The following is a 15,695-nucleotide window of genomic DNA, read 5'->3' as shown; positions in this document are numbered from 1 at the left end:
GTCCACCGGCTCACTGCTCCCGACGCCCGGGAGCGGCGGTCGGTTGCACCCGGGGCAGGCTGTTCGCGGGAGGAACCTCCCCCCACGGACCGATTCTGGTCGTCGCGGCGTTGCGGCGCTCGCGGCGCGCGGGGGTGGCACACACTGGTCCCGATGACCGTCGTGGACCGCCTCCGTTCGGCCCTCCCCGGGGCCGGTGCTGCTGACGCCGCCGCCGACTCCGCCCCCTCGTGGGGCCCCGGCTGGCGACGCTCCGGCCTCATCGGCGTCGCCACCGGCCTGGTGTCGGCGCTGGTCGTCGTCGTGCCGGTCGTCCTCGCCGGCGGTGCGGACCCCGTCGACGGCGCCGGGACGACGGACGCCGTACGGGTCGGAGCCGCCTTGTGGTTCCTCGCCGGTGGTGCCCAGCTGGGGGCCGGGTCCGCCACGATCTCGCTGACCCCACTGCTCGCCACCGCACTGCTCCTGCTCCTCGCCCGGCTCGGCGCCCGCGAGGCGATGGTGCAGGTGAGCACCGAGGGCGAGTACTGGGGCGGCCTGCTCCCGCGCGCCCTCGCCGCCGCCGTCGGTGCCTGGTGGGCCGGGTACGCCGTGGTCGTCGGCATCGCCTGGATCCTCGCCGCCGCCGGCCCCTTCCCGCCGCGCCCGCTGTCGGTGCTCGCGCCGGGTGTCGCGCTCCCCCTCCTCGCCCTGTGGCTCGCGCTGCGGCCCATCGGCCGGGACGACCCCGACGTCCTCGGGCCCCGGCTCACCCCGCGCCTCCCGGACACCCTCCGCCGGGGCGCAGGTGCGGGGGTCGCCGGTGCGGCACTCCTGGTCGGGGTGGGGCTCGTCCTCGTCCTCGGCACCGTCGCGCTGGCGTGGCCGCAGGTCCAGGCGGTGGACGCCGACCTCGGTGCCACCTCGACCGGCGCGGTCGTCCTCGACGGCCTCCAGGTCGCGGTGCTGCCGAACCTCGCGGTCTGGGCCGTCTCGTTCCTCGCCGGGCCCGGGTTCTCCGTCGTCGAGGGTGCCTCCGTCTCGTGGGGTGGGGTCGAGAGCGGGATGCTCCCGCTGGTCCCCGTCCTCGGCGCGCTGCCCCAGCCCGGAGCCTTTCCTCTCGCCGTCGGGGTCGTCTCGGTGCTCGTCGTCGTCGCGTGCGGGGTCTGGGTCGGCCGGCGCGCCGTCGCCACGGTCGCTCGCCTCTCCCGGCTCCGCACCAAGCTCGCGGTCGCCGCCTCGGCCTGCGCCTCGGCGGCCCTGCTCGTCGGCCTCCTCGACGCCGTCGGCGGCGGCTCGCTGGGGCAGTTCCGGCTCGCCAGCGTCGGCGCCCCCGCCCTGTACCTGTCCCTCGCCCTGTTCGCCCTGCTGCTCGTCGGGGCGGTCGGCTACGTCCTGCGCGACGCGTGGCGGCTGCGACGGTGACCGCCGCGCTGCGCCTCGGCGTGCTCGTGTCTGGCTCGGGCACCAACCTGCAGGCACTCCTGGACGCCGCGGATGCCCCGTTCACCGTCGTCGTCGTCGGGGCCGACCGGGACGGCACCGGCGGTCTCGAGCGAGCGACCGCGCGGGGGATCCCGACGTTCGTGTGCCCGGTCGCGGGCTTCGACTCCCGGGCCGACTGGGACCGCGCCCTGGCCCGGCTCCTCGCCGAGCACGACGTCGACCTCGTCGTCTCCGCCGGGTTCATGAAGGTGCTGGGCCCGGCGGTGCTCGCCGCCCACCGCGTCGTCAACACCCACCCGGCGCTGCTGCCGAGCTTCCCCGGGGCGCACGGGGTGCGCGACGCCCTGGCCCACGGAGTGCGGGTCACGGGGTGCACCTGCCACTGGGTCGACGCCGGGGTCGACACCGGCCCGATCATCGACCAGCGAGCGGTACGCGTCGAGCCCGACGACACCGTCGAGAGCCTGCACGAGCGGATCAAGACCGAGGAGCGCCGGATGCTCGCCGACGTCCTCGCCGGCCTCGCCGCGGACCCGTCATGGCGCTGACCCCGGCCGAGCTGCCGCCCGCGGCGCTGGAGTTCATGCGCGAGCGGCACCTCGCGACGCTCACGACGCTGCGGCGTGACGGCAGCCCGCACGTCGTGCCCGTGGGCTTCACCTGGGACGAGGACGCCCTCGTCGCGCGGGTCATCGCGAGCCGGGGGAGCGCGAAGGTCGTCCAGGCCCGTGCGGGGCGGCGCGCGGCGCTCGCGCAGGTCGACCGCCGGCGCTGGCTCACCCTCGAGGGGCCCACCGAGGTGCTCGAGGACCCCGACGCGGTGCGCGACGCCGAGGAGCGGTACGCGGCCCGCTACCGGCAGCCCCGGCCCAACCCTGAGCGGGTCGTCGTCGTCGTCCACGTCGACCGGGTCCTCGGGGCGTCCTGGCCCGACCCGTTGCCGCCCTCCCCGTACGGCGCCTGACGCCGTTCGGCGCCCCGGTCCCGGCTCGCTACACTCGGCGACGTCTGAGGAACGAACGACGACTGGCGCGGGTGGGTCACCACCGGGAAGTCTGCAGTCGGGGCATCGCCCGCCTGGGTGCTCCGGGACCGACCGTCGACCCCGCAAGGAGCCCGTTATGTCCGCCCCCGTCACCGCGCCCGGCCCGAGCCAGGACGTCCGCCCCGTCCGCCGAGCCCTCCTCTCCGTCTACGACAAGACCGGCCTCCCCGAGCTCGTGCAGGGGCTGCACGACGCGGGCGTCACCCTCGTCTCGACCGGAGGCAGTGCCGCGCTCATCGAGTCGCTCGGCCTGCCCGTGACGAAGGTCGAGGACCTCACCGGCTTCCCCGAGTGCCTCGAGGGCCGGGTCAAGACGCTGCACCCCCGGGTCCATGCCGGGATCCTCGCGGACACCCGCAAGCCCGAGCACCTCGCCCAGCTCGACGAGCTGGACGTCGAGGCCTTCGAGCTCGTCGTCGTCAACCTCTACCCGTTCGCGGCGACCGTCGCCTCCGGCGCGGCCCCGGACGAGTGCGTCGAGCAGATCGACATCGGCGGCCCGTCCATGGTCCGGGCGGCGGCCAAGAACCACCCGAGCGTCGCGGTCGTCACCGACCCGGCGTCGTACGACACGGTCCTGGCGGCCGTGCGGGGCGGCGGCTTCACGCTGGAGCAGCGCAAGCGCCTCGCCGCGGACGCGTTCGTCCACACCGCGACGTACGACGTCCATGTCGCGTCGTGGATGGCCAGCGCGTACACCGACACCTCCGGCGGCACCGGCTTCCCCGCCTGGGTCGGCGCGACGTGGGACAAGGCCGACGTCCTGCGCTACGGGGAGAACCCGCACCAGCGGGCGGCGTTGTACACCAACGGCTTCCAGCCGCGGCCGGGGCTGGCTCAGGCGACGCAGCTGCACGGCAAGGAGATGTCGTACAACAACTACGTCGACGCGGACGCCGCCGTCCGCGCCGCCTACGACCACGGCGACCAGCCGACCGTCGCGGTCGTCAAGCACGCGAACCCGTGCGGCATCGCCGTCGGTGACGACATCGCCGACGCGCACCGCAAGGCGCACGCCTGCGACCCGGTCTCGGCGTTCGGGGGCATCGTCGCGGCGAACCGCCCGGTGACCGCCGCGATGGCCGAGACGGTGGCCGAGATCTTCACCGAGGTCGTCGTCGCGCCCGGGTTCGAGCCCGACGCGCTGGAGATCCTCACCCGGAAGAAGAACGTCCGCCTCCTGGAGTGCGCGGCCCCGGGTCGCGGCGGGGTCGAGGTCCGGCCCATCAGCGGCGGCCTGCTCATGCAGCAGCGCGACAATGTGGACGCCGTGGTCGAGGACGAGTCCGGCGCCGTCACGGGGGGCGACGACAGCGCCCACTGGCGCCTCGTCAGCGGCGAGCCCGCCGACGAGCGGACCATCGCCGACCTGCAGTTCGCCTGGCGCTCGGTGCGGGCCGTGAAGTCCAACGCCATCCTGCTCGCCGCCGGCGGGGCGTCGGTCGGCATCGGGATGGGCCAGGTCAACCGGGTCGACTCCTGCCACCTCGCGGTGAGCCGCGCCGGCGAGGACCGGGCCGGCGGTGCCGTCGCGGCCTCGGACGCGTTCTTCCCGTTCGCCGACGGGCTCCAGGTGCTGCTCGACGCCGGGGTGCGGGCCGTCGTCGCGCCGGGCGGCTCGATGCGGGACGCCGAGGTCGTCGAGGCGGCGCAGGCGGCCGGGGTGACGATGTACTTCACCGGCACCCGCCACTTCGCCCACTGACGGGGGAGCCGACCTTCCGGGGAGACCCCGGAAGGTCGGGCGGTCAGGGGCGGTAGCCGGTGGGGTCCTCGCCGAGGTCGACGATGGCGGCCACGGGGCCGCCGCCGTCGGGGCCCTGGTGTGCCGCCGACACCGACACGAACACGGCGGGGTCGCCGGTCACGGCCGCGGTGACGCCGCCGACCGCGGCCTTGATCTGCCGGTGCCAGTGCACGTCGGAGTCGTCGAGCATCGCGTTGCGACGCCCGCGGACCCGCCCGTCCTGGCTCGCCTCGCACTTGAGGAAGAGGTTGACGAGCCGGCCGTCCAGGTCGCTGTGGTGCGGACGCTCCGGCAGGTCGAGGCCGGCGTCGCGGATGGCGGCCCACAGCCCGTCCTGGTCGACGGCGTCAGCCATGACGGAGTGCCCGATCCGGTAGCGGCCACCGACCCCGCGCGCGTTGCCGACGACGACGACCTGGGCCCGGTCGAGCTCGACGCCCGAGGAGCAGGAGGCCACCGACGAGTACAGGCTGCGGTCCCGCAGGACGTCCTCGTCGCGGGGCATCTCGATCTCGCCGAGCGCCACGGCGATGCCGAGCGCGGTGCCGCCGTTCGAGACGTCCATTGAGGTCAGGGTGTCCTCGGTGAAGACGTCGTGCCCCCGGCTCTTCGCGTCCCGGATCGTGTCGATCGTGAGCAACGGGGTCTTGGTCTGGACGTAGTGCACGTCGGCGGGGTCGCTGATGCCGGCGCGCTCCATCGCGACCCGCACCGCGTCGGCGACCTTGCTGACCATGGCGGTGCGCCCGATGTCCTCGGGCAGCAGCGTCTCGCTCATCGCGAAGCCGACGGTGAGGCGCGGCTCGTCGGTCTGCTCGGCCCGGTCGGCCGGCACGGTGGCGAAGATCGTCGCGTGCGGGCTGATGACCCCGTCGGTGCCGCCGGACCACACGATCGGGACGTCCTTGACCCGCTCGGGGTCGGCGCCCTTGGCGACGAGCATCTCGCGGAAGGCCCGGTCGGCGATGATCCGGGTGTAGTCGTTGACCCCGCCGTTGCCCTCGGTCTTGCCGATGACGGCGATGACGCGGTCGGCCTCCATGATGCCGGCGTCGATGAGCGCGCCGAGCTCGGAGGCGTCGGACACGGAGTGCAGGGGGACCTTGCGGACCTCGATGGCGTCGGGCACGGCGGATTCCTCTCGTAGCGGGTCAGGCGGTCGGGTCGGGCTCGACGACGGTCCCGAAGGCACCGTCGACGGCGTCGGTGATGTGGGTGAGTGAGGTGATGACGCCGCGTGCACCGCCGCCGGCGACGAAGCGGGAGACGGCCTCGACCTTCGGGCCCATCGAGCCCGGGGCGAACTCCCCGTCGTCGGCGAGCCGGTGCAGCTCCGAGAGCGTGACCCGGCCGAGGTCCCGCTGGGCGTCGGTGCCGAAGCCCACGGCCGCGTGGGCGACGTCGGTGGCGATGACGAGGACGTGGGCGTCCAGTGCCCGGGCGAGCAGCGCCGCCGTGAGGTCCTTGTCGATGACCGCCTCGACACCCCGCAGGGTCCCGTCGGGCTCGCGCACCACCGGGATGCCGCCCCCGCCGGCCGCGACGACGACGTACCCGGCGTCGACGAGGGTGCGGGCCGCCCCCACGTCGAGCACCTCCAGCGGCTCCGGGGACGCGACGACGCGCCGCCAGCCCTTCTCGCCGCGGTCCTCCCACACCTGGTCGTGGTCGATCATCCGCCGCGCCTGCGCCTCGTCGAGGTAGCGTCCGACCGGCTTGCTCGGGTGGGTGAACCCGGGGTCGTCGCGGTCGACGAGGGTGCGGGTGACCAGGGCAGCGACCCGGGGGGTCGCACCGGCCCGGGCGAGCGCGGCGTCGAGTGCGTCGAGGATGGTGAAGCCGAGCGTCCCCTGGGTCTGGGCCCCGCACCAGTCCAGCGGGACCGGCGGGACGACGTGCGCGGCGAGCTCGTTCTTGACGAGGAGGTTGCCGACCTGGGGGCCGTTGCCGTGGGTGATGACGAGCTCGTGCCCCGCCGCGACGAGCCGGGCTGCCGCCTCCATGGCGCCGGTGACGGCCGCGATCTGGGCCGCGGGGGTGGCGCTGCCGTCCGGGCCCGTCATCGCGTTGCCGCCGAGTGCCAGCAGGACCCGCATCGTCACCTCGCTCCGTCGGCTCACCGGGCGCGTGCCCGGACCTCGACCCTAGGAGCGGACGAGCGCACCGGGCGTCGTCGAGAGTTGCCCAACAGCGCACCACGGCTTGGCAAGGGAAGTCGACCCGCTGGCCGGGTGGCGGACCTGGTGTACCGGCCGGCGGAGTCGTGGGGGATGCTGTCGCTCATGGCCGCCACCCGATCGGACCGCACCTGGCTCGTCGCCGTCGCCGCGTCGCTGTGGGGGCTGTCGTCGCTGTGGCGGGGGCCGCTCGCCCAGGAGTACCCCGCGCTCGCGATCGTGTTCTGGGAGCACCTCGTCCTCGTCGCGCTGACCCTGCCGTGGCTCGTGCCCGCCGCGCGGCGGGTCCTGGCCGCCAGCGCCCGCACGAAGGTCAGCGTGCTCGTCATCGGCGCCGGGTCCTCGGCGCTCGCGACGACGCTGTTCACGGCGGCGTTCCGGCTGGGCGACCCGATCACCCCCCAGGTCCTGCAGAAGCTGCAGCCGCTCATCGCCATCGCGCTCGCGGCCGTCGTCCTCGGCGAGCGGCTCCGCCCCGCCTACGCCGCGTTCGCCGTCCCCGCGCTCGTCGGCGCGTGGCTGCTCGCGTTCCCGGACCCGCTCGGGGTGTCGGTGTCGAGCGCTCAGGCCGCCCTGCTCGCCGTGGGCGCGGCCGCGCTGTGGGCGGCCGGGACGGTGCTCGGCCGGCTCGCCAGCGCCGAGCTGAGGTTCTCCGACCTCACCGCCCTGCGGTTCGCCGTCGGCCTGGTGACGCTCGCCGTCATCGCCGGTGTCACCTCGACCCCGCTGGCGCTCGGCTCGGACGCCGTCGTCAACGTCCTCCTGCTGGCGCTCCTGCCCGGGCTGCTGGCCCTCGTCCTGTACTACCGGGCGCTCGGGCGCACCCCGGCCTCGCGGGCGACCCTCGCCGAGCTCGCCTTCCCGCTGTCCGCCGCGCTCGTCGGCGTCGTCGCGCTGGGCGCCCGGCCCGAGGGCTCACAGTGGCTGGGCTTCGTCATCGTGCTCGTGTCGGTCGTCGGGCTCGCGCTCAACGAGCAGCGCAGCCGTCGCCCGTCGGTCGTCGCGCCCGACCGGGCCGAGGACGCCCTGGCCGCCGCCCGCTGACCGGAGCCGGGAGTCCGCTGATGTGGGTGAAGATCGGCGGATAGCAGCCGGTGTTCACCCACGTTCGCAGTGATGGAGGGGTCAGCGGGGGGCGGGTCCGTCCTGCTCGTCGAGCCAGGCCCGGACGGCGGCGCCGTGCTCGTCGAGCCCCGGCGGCGGCAGGTGGGTCTCGCGGCCCCCGCTGTGGGCGTTGTCGTCGAAGCGCAGCGCGGACCCGGGCAGCTCGATCGGGCCCAGGACGGGGTGGTCCACGGGGATGACGAGGCCCTGCGAGCGGGTCTGGTCCCAGTCGTAGACCTCGTCGATGCTGCGGACCTTGCCGGCGGGGATCCCGAGCTCGGCCAACCGGGCGAGCAGGTCGAGCGCGGTCCAGGACGCGAACGCGGCGTCGATCACCTCGATGAGGTGTTCCCGGTTGGTCACCCGGGCCGCGTTGGTCGCGAGCAGCGGGTCCGCCGGGTCGATGCCGAACGCCTCGGCGAAGCGCACCCACATCCCTTCGGCCCCGATCGCCACCTGCACGGGACCGTCGGAGGCGTGGAACAGCCCGTACGGGGCGAGTGCGGGGTGGTGGTTGCCCTGGGCGCGCCCGACCTGCCCGGCGACGGTGTACGCGGTGCCCTGGAAGGCGTGGACCCCGACGACGGAGGCCAGCAGCGAGGTGCGTACGACGCGCCCGCGCCCGGTGATCTCACGCTCGCGCAGCGCGGCCGCGACCCCGTAGGCGCCGTGCAGGCCCGCGAGCAGGTCGCCGATGGGGACGCCGATGCGCGTCGGCTCGTCGGGGCCCGGACCCGTCACCGACATCAGGCCTGCCTCGCCCTGGGCGATCTGGTCGTAGCCGGGCCGGCCGCCCTCGGGGCCGTCGTGCCCGAAGCCGCTGATCGCGAGCACGACGAGCCCGGGGTTGAGCTCGTGGAGCCGGGCGACGTCGAAGCCGAGCCGCTCCATGACGCCGGGGCGGAAGTTCTCGACGAGGACGTCGCTGTGCCGGACGAGCCGGGCCAGGGTCTGGCGGCCGTCGTCGGACTTCAGGTCCAGGACGATCGACTCCTTGTTGCGGTTGGCCGCCAGGAAGTACGTCGACACCGGGTCGTCCTCGGGCCCGACGAACGGCGGCCCCCAGCCGCGGGTGTCGTCCCCGGCGGCGGACTCGACCTTGATGACGCGCGCGCCCAGGTCGCCGAGCAGCATCGTCGCGTGCGGCCCGGCGAGGGCGCGGGAGAGGTCGACGACGGTGATGCCGTCCAGCGGTCCGGTCACGGGTCCTCCCTAGAGCCAGTCGACGTCGGCGGCGGCCGCGCCGCCCGACAGTCTGGCGTAGCCGGGGCCGCGGTCGAAGAAGGGCTCCGCGCCGCGCTCGGCTCGCCGCGCCTCGCGCAGCGCGTCCGAGGCGGCGGTGTCGACCACCGGGTCGTCCTTCGTCCCGGTCGCGACCACGCCGTAGTCCCGGCGGGCGCCGTCGAAGGAGACCTTGCCCCAGCGCAGGTCGCGCTCGACCTCCTCGTAGGGCCGCTCGAGCGGGTCGCCCCAGCCGCCACCACCGGTGGTCCGGATCCGGACGACCTGCCCGGCCCGCACCGGTTCGGCGTCGGCGAGGGCGTCGACGACCCGCTCGTCGGGACCGCCCAGGTCGACGGTCACCTCGAACGACCGGCCGGCCTTGCCGCCCTTGACCCCCCAGCAGGCGAGGATCGACCGGTCGGCGATCGACATGAAGTGCGCGTCCTGGAGCATCCGGATGTGCTTCTCGTAGCCGAGGCCGCCGCGGTGCCGCCCGGCCCCGCCGGAGTCGACCGCGAGCCCGAGCCGCTCGACCCGGAACGGGAAGCGGCTCTCGGTGAACTCGGTGGGCAGGTTGCGGCTGTCGGGGACGACGTGGATGGTGTCCTCGCCGTCGGCGTAGTACCGCCCGCCCGAGCCGCCGCCCAGCACCTCGCGCATGAGGTAGTCGTTGCCGTCACGGTCCTTGCCGTAGACGCCGGTGTACCGGATCGTCTCCTGGTCGGCGGGCATCCGGCCGTCGACGGCTTTGGCGACGACCCCGGCGAGCACCCCGAGCAGCCGGAGGATGACGAAGGTGCGGGCGTTGGTCGGAGCCGGGTGCACCGGGGTCAGCAGCGTGCCCTTCTCGGGGAAGCGCATCTCGATGAGTGGCACGACGCCCTCGTTGACGTCGAGCTCGGCCATCCGCTCGGGGGAGTCGGCGAGGTTGCGCAGGATCGGGGCGAGCCACTTCTTGAGGAAGTTGCCGCCGACGTAGTCGCCGCAGTGGTTGATGGGGCCCTTCGCCTGGGCGCTGGTCCCGGTGAAGTCGAGGATGATCCGCGGCCCGCCGTCGCCGGGGCCGGGGCCGCCGGTGCTCGTCTTGGTCAGGGTGATCCGCTGGGTGTGCAGCATCGGGTCGTCGACGCCGTCGTGCTCGGCGTAGTCCTCCCAGACGTACGAGCCGTCCGGGATCCGGTCGAGGATCTCGCGGCGGTACGTCTCGGTCGTCGCGTCGAGGATGGCGTCGAACGCGGTCTCCACGGTGCTGCGCCCGTAGCGGGCGAACAGCTCGCCGAGGCGCCGGGCGCCCATGAGGCAGGCCGAGCACTCGGCGTCGAGGTCCGCGGCGAGGCTGTCGGGCATGCGGGAGTTACGGGTCATGATCCGCAGCGCCGCCCGGTTCGGGGTGCCCGCGTCCCACAGCTTGATCGGGGGGACCGCCAGCCCCTCCTCGAACACCGTCCGGGCCCCGCTCGGCATCGAGCCCGGGACGGCGCCGCCGATGTCGTCGTGGTGCCCGAACGCCTGGACGAACGCGACGACCTCGCCGTCGTGGAAGACCGGCACGGTGACGCAGAGGTCGGGGAGGTGGCCGATGCCGCCCTCGGACTCGTACACGTCGTTGTGGAAGTAGACGTCGCCCTCGCGCATCTGCTCGATGGGGAAGTCCCGCACGATCGGGTGCACGAGTGCGGAGTACGAGCGGCCGGTCAGCTTGCGCAGCTGCCGGTCGTGGATGCCGGCCCGGAAGTCGTGGGCGTCGCGGATCATCGGGGAGCGCGAGGTGCGGGCGATGGCCGTCTCGACCTCCATCTCGACCGAGGCGAGGGTGCCCTGGACGATCTCGACGAGGATCGGGTCGACCGCCGACCCCTCGGGGGTGAGGCGACCGCCGTGCTCGTACGCGGTCGGGAGGCCCGCCGGGTTGGCCGGGGCCGCGGCGAGGTAGGCCTCGAGGTCGGCGGGGAGCAGCGCGTCGGCGGTCATCGGGTCGGCTCCTTCGTGATGACGAGGTTGCCCCAGGTGTCGACGCGGACGGCGAAGCCGGGGTGGACCGGGACGGTCGAGCCGAACTCCTCGACGATGGCGGGGCCGCTGAAGGTGTCGCCGGCGCGCAGGTCGGGGCGCCAGAGGACCGGGGTGGGCACGTACCCGTCGTCGGGGTCGAAGCAGACATCCCGGGTCGAGCGCAGACCGGGAACGTGGACCTCGCGTGACCTATCGGTCGAGGTGGGGTCGGGGGTGTGGACCGGCTGTGACCTATCGGTCGATGTGGGGTCGGGGGTGTGTACCTGCTGTGACCTATTGGTCGATGTGGGGTCGGGGGTGCGCTCGGGGAGGGGCTGGGGCTCGGGGCGGGTGATCGGTCCGACGCCGGTGACCCGCAGGTTCACCCACTCGACCTGCTGGGTCGGGTCGTCGCGGAAGTCGTACCCGTACAGGCGGCGGTGCTCGTCGTGGAAGTGCCGGGCGACGTCGGCCGCCCACGCCTGGTCGACCACGCCGGGACCGGCGGGCACCCGGACCTCGTAGGCCTGCCCGAAGTAGCGCAGGTCGGCGGTGCGGACGAACTCGTGCTCTGCGTCGGCGAACCCCTCGGCCCGCAGGGCGCCCGTGGCCCGGCCGGTCAGGGTGTCCAGGACCGCGGCGACCGCGCGGAGGTCGAGGCCGTCGTGCCGGGCGACGTGGGTCTGGACGTAGTCGTTGCGGACGTCGACGGTGAGCAGCCCGAACGCGCTGAGGTTGCCCGGGTTCATCGGCACCACGACCCCGGCCAGGTCGAGGACGTCGACGAGCCGGCACGCGAGCAGCGACCCGGACCCCCCGAACGTCGTGAGCATGAAGTCGCGGACGTCCAGGCCCCGCTTGACCGACACCTGGCGCAGCGCGTTCGCCTGGTTCCACGCCGAGATCTCGAGGACCCCGGCCGCGCACCGCTCGAGCCCGAGCCCGAGCCGCTCGGCGAGCGCGACGAGCCCGGACCGGGCCGCCTCGACGTCGAGCGGGATCTCGCCGCCCAGCAGGTGCGGGGGGATGCGGCCGAGGACGACGTGCGCGTCGGTGATCGTCGGGTCCGTGCCCCCACGGGCGTAGCAGAGCGGCCCCGGGTCGGCCCCGGCCGAGTGCGGTCCGACCTTGAGCATCCCCTCGGGGGAGACCCAGGCGATCGACCCGCCGCCGGCGCCGACGGTGACGACGTCGATCATCGGGATCTTGCTCGGGTACGCGCCCACCGACCCCTCGGTCGTCAGGGTGGGCTCCCCGTCGAGGACGACGGACACGTCGGTGGAGGTCCCGCCGCCGTCACACGTGAGCACCTTCGGGAAGCCGGCCCGCTCGGCGATCAGGGCCGCCCCCAGCGCCCCGGCCGCCGGCCCCGACAGCACCGTCGTGATCGGCTGATGGACGACCTCGTCGGCCGAGAGCACCCCGCCGTTGGACTTCATGACGTAGAACGGCACCGGCCGCCCGCCGGTGAAGCCGTCGAGCCGCTCGTGGATGTTCGTCACGTACCGGCTGACGTTCGGCTTGACGGCGGCGTCGACGAGCGTGGTCATCGCCCGTTCGTACTCGCGGTACTCCCGCAGGACCTCGCTGCTGATCGACACGACCGCGTCGGGGTGCTCGCGGCGCAGCACCTCGCGCATCGCCAGCTCGTGGGTGTCGTCGGCGTAGGAGTGCAGGAAGCAGACCCCGATCGTCGTGATGCCCCGGTCGCGGAACCACCGGGCGGCGGCCACGGCGTCCTCCTCCGAGAACGGGCGCACCTCCGCCCCGGAGACGTCGAGGCGGCCGCGGACGGTGCGCACCGCGTCGGCCGGCACGATGCGCGGCGGCTTGACCCAGAAGTACGAGTTGCCGTAGCCGTCGGGGACCGCCTGCCGGGCGATCTCGAGCATGAACTCGTAGCCCTCGGTCGTCACGAAGCCGAGCCGCTCGACCTTGCCCTCGAGCAGCTTGTTCGTCGCCACCGTCGTCCCGTGGCTCACCGCGCTCAGGTCGTGCCCGGAGGCACCCATGAGGTCGAGGATCTTCTCGATGCCCGCGATGAACCCGTCGGCGGGGTTGGCCGGAGTGCTCGGCGTCTTGGTCGTCAGGACCTCGCCGGAGTCCTCGTCGACGGCGACGACGTCGGTGAACGTCCCGCCGGTGTCGATGCCGACCCTGATCCGCCGCTGCGCAACCGCCATGCCCACGATCCAACCGGCAACCGTGCCGGGTCGCGTTGGCAGATGCTGCCGACGGACGGGCCGATCCGCCCCCATCCTCGCCAACCCGGCGGTGCGGCCGTGGAGCCGGGTCGGGCAATCCGGCGTGGTGTCGGCACCGAACACCAGACAGGCCGGCCCTCTGCCCTCAGCGGTGGTGGAACTGGTCCTGGCGATGGCAGAGGGCCCGCCGCAGCCACCGGGGCGCGCGGCGGGCCCTCGACTGGTCCCGGGGCCGGGCTCAGTCCGCGGAGCCGCCCTCGGTCGAGACCGGCGCGGCCGGAGCGCTGCCCGTGGCGTTGGAGGTGTACCGCTTGAGGATCTCCTGCATGTCGACGCCCGTGGTGTTCTTCAGCATCGCCATGGTCTGGGTGAGGTTGTCGGTCACCTGCTTCGGCAGCGCACCGGCACCGTCGGTGGACACGACCGTCAGGTGGTCGATGGCCGCCATCGGGGCCGCGACCTCGCGGGCGACCTTCGGCAGGACCTCGACGAGCATCTGCAGCACCGCGGCCTCGTTGTACCGCGCGAAGGCGTCGGCGCGCTTGTTCATCGCCTCGGCCTCGGCCTGACCGGTGGCGAGGATGGCGCTCGCCTGCGCCTCACCCTCGGCGCGGGTCGCCTCGGCCTGCGCGACACGCAGCGCCTTGTCGGCCTCACCGCGGCGGGAGCCCTCGATGGCCTCGGCGTCGGCGAGGGCGGAGCGTCGGGCCTTCTCGGACTCACCGGTGAGCCGGGCCTTCTCGGCGTCGGCCTGGGCGGCCGCGATCGCGGCGGCCTTGCGCGCCTCGGCCTCGTAGATCGCCGCGTTGCGGGCGCCCTCGGCCTCCTGCTCGACCTGGTACCGGGCGGCGTCGGCGGGCTTGCGCACCTCGGTGTCGAGCTGGCGCTCCTTGAGGGCGGCCTGCCGGACGGCGACCTTCTCCTGCTCGGTGAGGATCGCCTGGTCGCGGTCGGCCTGCGCGAGCGGGCCGGCGGCGGCGGCCTGGGCGGACGCCGCGTCGGTCTCGGCCTTGATCTCGGACTGCTTCAGCGCGAGCTGACGCTGGCTGATCGCGATCTCCTGCTCGGCCACGATCCTGGCCTGCTCGGCCGCCTGCCGCGCGTTGGCCTCGGCGATGGCGGCGACCTGGCCGACCTTCGCCGACTCGGGACGGCCGAGGTCGGACAGGTAGGTGCCGTCGTCGGTGATGTCCTGGATCTGGAAGGTGTCCAGCACCAGGCCCTGGCCGGTGAGCGAGGACTCGGCCTCGTCGGCGACCCGCTGGGCGAACGCGGCGCGGTCGCGGATGATCTGCTCGACGGTCAGCGAGCCGACGATCGAGCGCAGCGAGCCGGCGAGGGTCTCCTGGGTGAAGGTCTCGACCTCGCCCTGCTGGGTGAGGAAGCGCTGGGCGGCGGCCCGGATCGAGTCCTCGTTGCCGCCGACCTTGACGATGGCGACGCCGTCGAGGTTGAGCTTGACGCCCTGCCCGGAGACGGCGCCCCGGATCTGGACCATGATGCGGCGGCTCGACAGGTCGAGGATGTGGAGGCGCTGGACGAACGGGATGACGAACGCGCCGCCGCCCATGACGACCTTCTGCCCGGACAGGTCGGTGGAGATCTGCCCGGTCTCGGGGTTCTTCACCTCCCGGTTGCCCTTGCGCCCCGTGACGATGAACGCCTCGTTGGGCCCGGCCACGCGGTAGCGCGAGGCGATGATGAGCCCGGTGAGGACGACGAGGAGGACGAGCCCGAGGACGGAGATCAGCCCGACGGAGACATCGAACCCGAACATGGGTGCCTGGCCTTTCCGGATGCCCGAGGCACCCAGGGTGGGTTGTGTCGAGATGGACGCTGCGGACGGACCCCCGGTTCCGTCCGGTGTGGGCCGTCAGCTGCCGCGGCGCGACACCATGACGGAGGTGGGGCTGAGGACGGCGGTGACGACGACCGCGGTGCCGCCTGGGAGCGGCTCCTCGCAGCGCGCGTTGAGCCGGGTGATGTGGCCGGCCGCGGTGACGCTGACCATGCCGTAGCCGTCGGCCGGGACGGCCTCGACGACGGTCCCGCTGAGGCCGACGAGCCCGGAGGTCCGCACGGTGGACTCGTCGCCGCCGCGCATGAGGCGGCTGCTCGCATACCCGGCCCCGGCACCTGCGGCCACGCCGGCCACGAGACCGGCGATGATCGCCACGCCCGCGGAGGCGCCGGTGTCGAGGGTGAGCGCGCCGACGAACCCGAAGGCGGCGAGGAAGCCGGCGATCGCCAGGCCCGAGAAGGCCTCGGGGCCGATGCTGTCGAGGACCCCGTCGAGGATGTCACCGAGGACGAAGGACACCAGGAGCAGCAGGATCCCGATCCCTCCGATGACGAGCATCGTGACCTGCATGCGTGCGTCCTTCCCGTCCCCGGCGACGACCGTGGCGCCGCGGTCCGCGGGCGCCGTCCCGGTGAGGGTATCGGGTGCTGCGGGGTCGGGGGCGTGGTCGCGGGAACCGGGCCCCCGGCGCCGGCTACAGCTTGGTGAGCCGGGTGAACGGGCTGGCGATGCGGGCGCGCTCGGCGCCGAAGTCGACGACGACCGCGCCGCTGCCCTGCTTGATGACGCGACCCAGCCCGAACTTGTCGTGGGTCACCCGGTCGCCGACCGCGAAATCCTCGATCTCCGGGACGGGGCGCGCCTTGAAGGGGCTGCCGGCGGAGTAACGAGGTTCGCGTGCGGGGTGCTGTGCCATCCCCCCCAGTATGCGCCCTCCGGGGGCCCGATGGTCCCGCGAGGTGGTGACTCCTGTCGG

General features: G+C 74.0%; 13 protein-coding genes. 5 read left to right on the top strand and 8 right to left on the bottom strand.

Annotated elements, in window-relative coordinates; translation table 11 throughout:
• The first annotated feature begins 153 nt into the window (after positions 1–153).
• From Q0963_RS04725 to purH, 4 genes are all read left to right on the top strand, one after another.
• Complete coding sequence (locus tag Q0963_RS04725; RefSeq protein ID WP_299443346.1) at positions 154–1,404, top strand: DUF6350 family protein; 1,251 nt, start codon at positions 154–156, stop codon at positions 1,402–1,404.
• Positions 1,401–1,973: a phosphoribosylglycinamide formyltransferase gene (purN, locus tag Q0963_RS04720; protein WP_299443343.1), complete on the top strand. Its 573-nt coding sequence runs from the start codon at positions 1,401–1,403 to the stop codon at positions 1,971–1,973. Before Q0963_RS04725 ends, purN begins: the two co-directional genes overlap by 4 nt.
• Positions 1,964–2,389 carry a TIGR03618 family F420-dependent PPOX class oxidoreductase gene (locus Q0963_RS04715; protein ID WP_299443340.1) on the top strand — a complete coding sequence of 142 codons (426 nt, stop codon included), beginning with the start codon at positions 1,964–1,966 and terminating at the stop codon, positions 2,387–2,389. The genes purN and Q0963_RS04715 overlap by 10 nt, the downstream gene beginning before the upstream one ends.
• A gap of 157 nt (positions 2,390–2,546) precedes the next feature.
• Complete coding sequence (purH, locus tag Q0963_RS04710; protein ID WP_299443338.1) at positions 2,547–4,175, top strand: bifunctional phosphoribosylaminoimidazolecarboxamide formyltransferase/IMP cyclohydrolase; 1,629 nt, start codon at positions 2,547–2,549, stop codon at positions 4,173–4,175.
• 43 nt (positions 4,176–4,218) lie between these two features.
• Here the strand turns inward: purH and Q0963_RS04705 are convergent, their stop codons facing one another.
• A complete protein-coding gene (locus Q0963_RS04705) occupies positions 4,219–5,346 on the bottom strand; it encodes a ring-opening amidohydrolase (protein WP_299443335.1) in 1,128 nt (375 codons plus the stop codon).
• A gap of 22 nt (positions 5,347–5,368) precedes the next feature.
• Positions 5,369–6,337 carry a carbamate kinase gene (locus Q0963_RS04700; RefSeq protein ID WP_299443332.1) on the bottom strand — a complete coding sequence of 323 codons (969 nt, stop codon included), beginning with the start codon at positions 6,335–6,337 and terminating at the stop codon, positions 5,369–5,371.
• A gap of 162 nt (positions 6,338–6,499) precedes the next feature.
• Between Q0963_RS04700 and Q0963_RS04695 the strand changes: the two genes are divergently transcribed.
• Positions 6,500–7,438 (top strand): DMT family transporter, encoded by a 939-nt coding sequence (locus Q0963_RS04695; protein ID WP_299443329.1) that lies wholly within the window; start codon positions 6,500–6,502, stop codon positions 7,436–7,438.
• A gap of 81 nt (positions 7,439–7,519) precedes the next feature.
• Here Q0963_RS04695 and Q0963_RS04690 read toward each other — a convergent pair whose 3' ends face one another.
• From Q0963_RS04690 to Q0963_RS04665, 6 genes are all read right to left on the bottom strand, one after another.
• Positions 7,520–8,701, bottom strand: a complete 1,182-nt coding sequence (locus tag Q0963_RS04690) for a CaiB/BaiF CoA-transferase family protein (RefSeq protein WP_299443326.1) — start codon at positions 8,699–8,701, stop codon at positions 7,520–7,522.
• Between the two features lie 9 nt (positions 8,702–8,710).
• Entirely contained in the window at positions 8,711–10,693 is a 1,983-nt protein-coding gene (locus Q0963_RS04685; protein WP_299443323.1) for a hydantoinase B/oxoprolinase family protein, read from the bottom strand.
• The gene (locus tag Q0963_RS04680; RefSeq protein WP_299443320.1) at positions 10,690–12,897 is read right to left on the bottom strand and encodes a hydantoinase/oxoprolinase family protein; all 2,208 of its coding nucleotides are present in this window, start codon (positions 12,895–12,897) and stop codon (positions 10,690–10,692) included. Before Q0963_RS04680 ends, Q0963_RS04685 begins: the two co-directional genes overlap by 4 nt.
• Positions 12,898–13,156: 259 nt before the next feature.
• Positions 13,157–14,695 carry a flotillin family protein gene (locus tag Q0963_RS04675; RefSeq protein WP_299443316.1) on the bottom strand — a complete coding sequence of 513 codons (1,539 nt, stop codon included), beginning with the start codon at positions 14,693–14,695 and terminating at the stop codon, positions 13,157–13,159.
• A 96-nt stretch (positions 14,696–14,791) separates the two neighbouring features.
• A complete protein-coding gene (locus Q0963_RS04670) occupies positions 14,792–15,289 on the bottom strand; it encodes a hypothetical protein (protein ID WP_299443313.1) in 498 nt (165 codons plus the stop codon).
• Positions 15,290–15,413: 124 nt separating this feature from the next.
• A complete protein-coding gene (locus Q0963_RS04665) occupies positions 15,414–15,635 on the bottom strand; it encodes a hypothetical protein (RefSeq protein ID WP_299443310.1) in 222 nt (73 codons plus the stop codon).
• Positions 15,636–15,695 lie beyond the last annotated feature (60 nt).

The organism is uncultured Phycicoccus sp. (genome assembly GCF_947495705.1).
GTDB lineage: Bacteria > Actinomycetota > Actinomycetes > Actinomycetales > Dermatophilaceae > Phycicoccus.
Note: the sequence above shows the minus strand (reverse complement) of the source record. Positions and strands in the feature narration are given on the sequence as shown.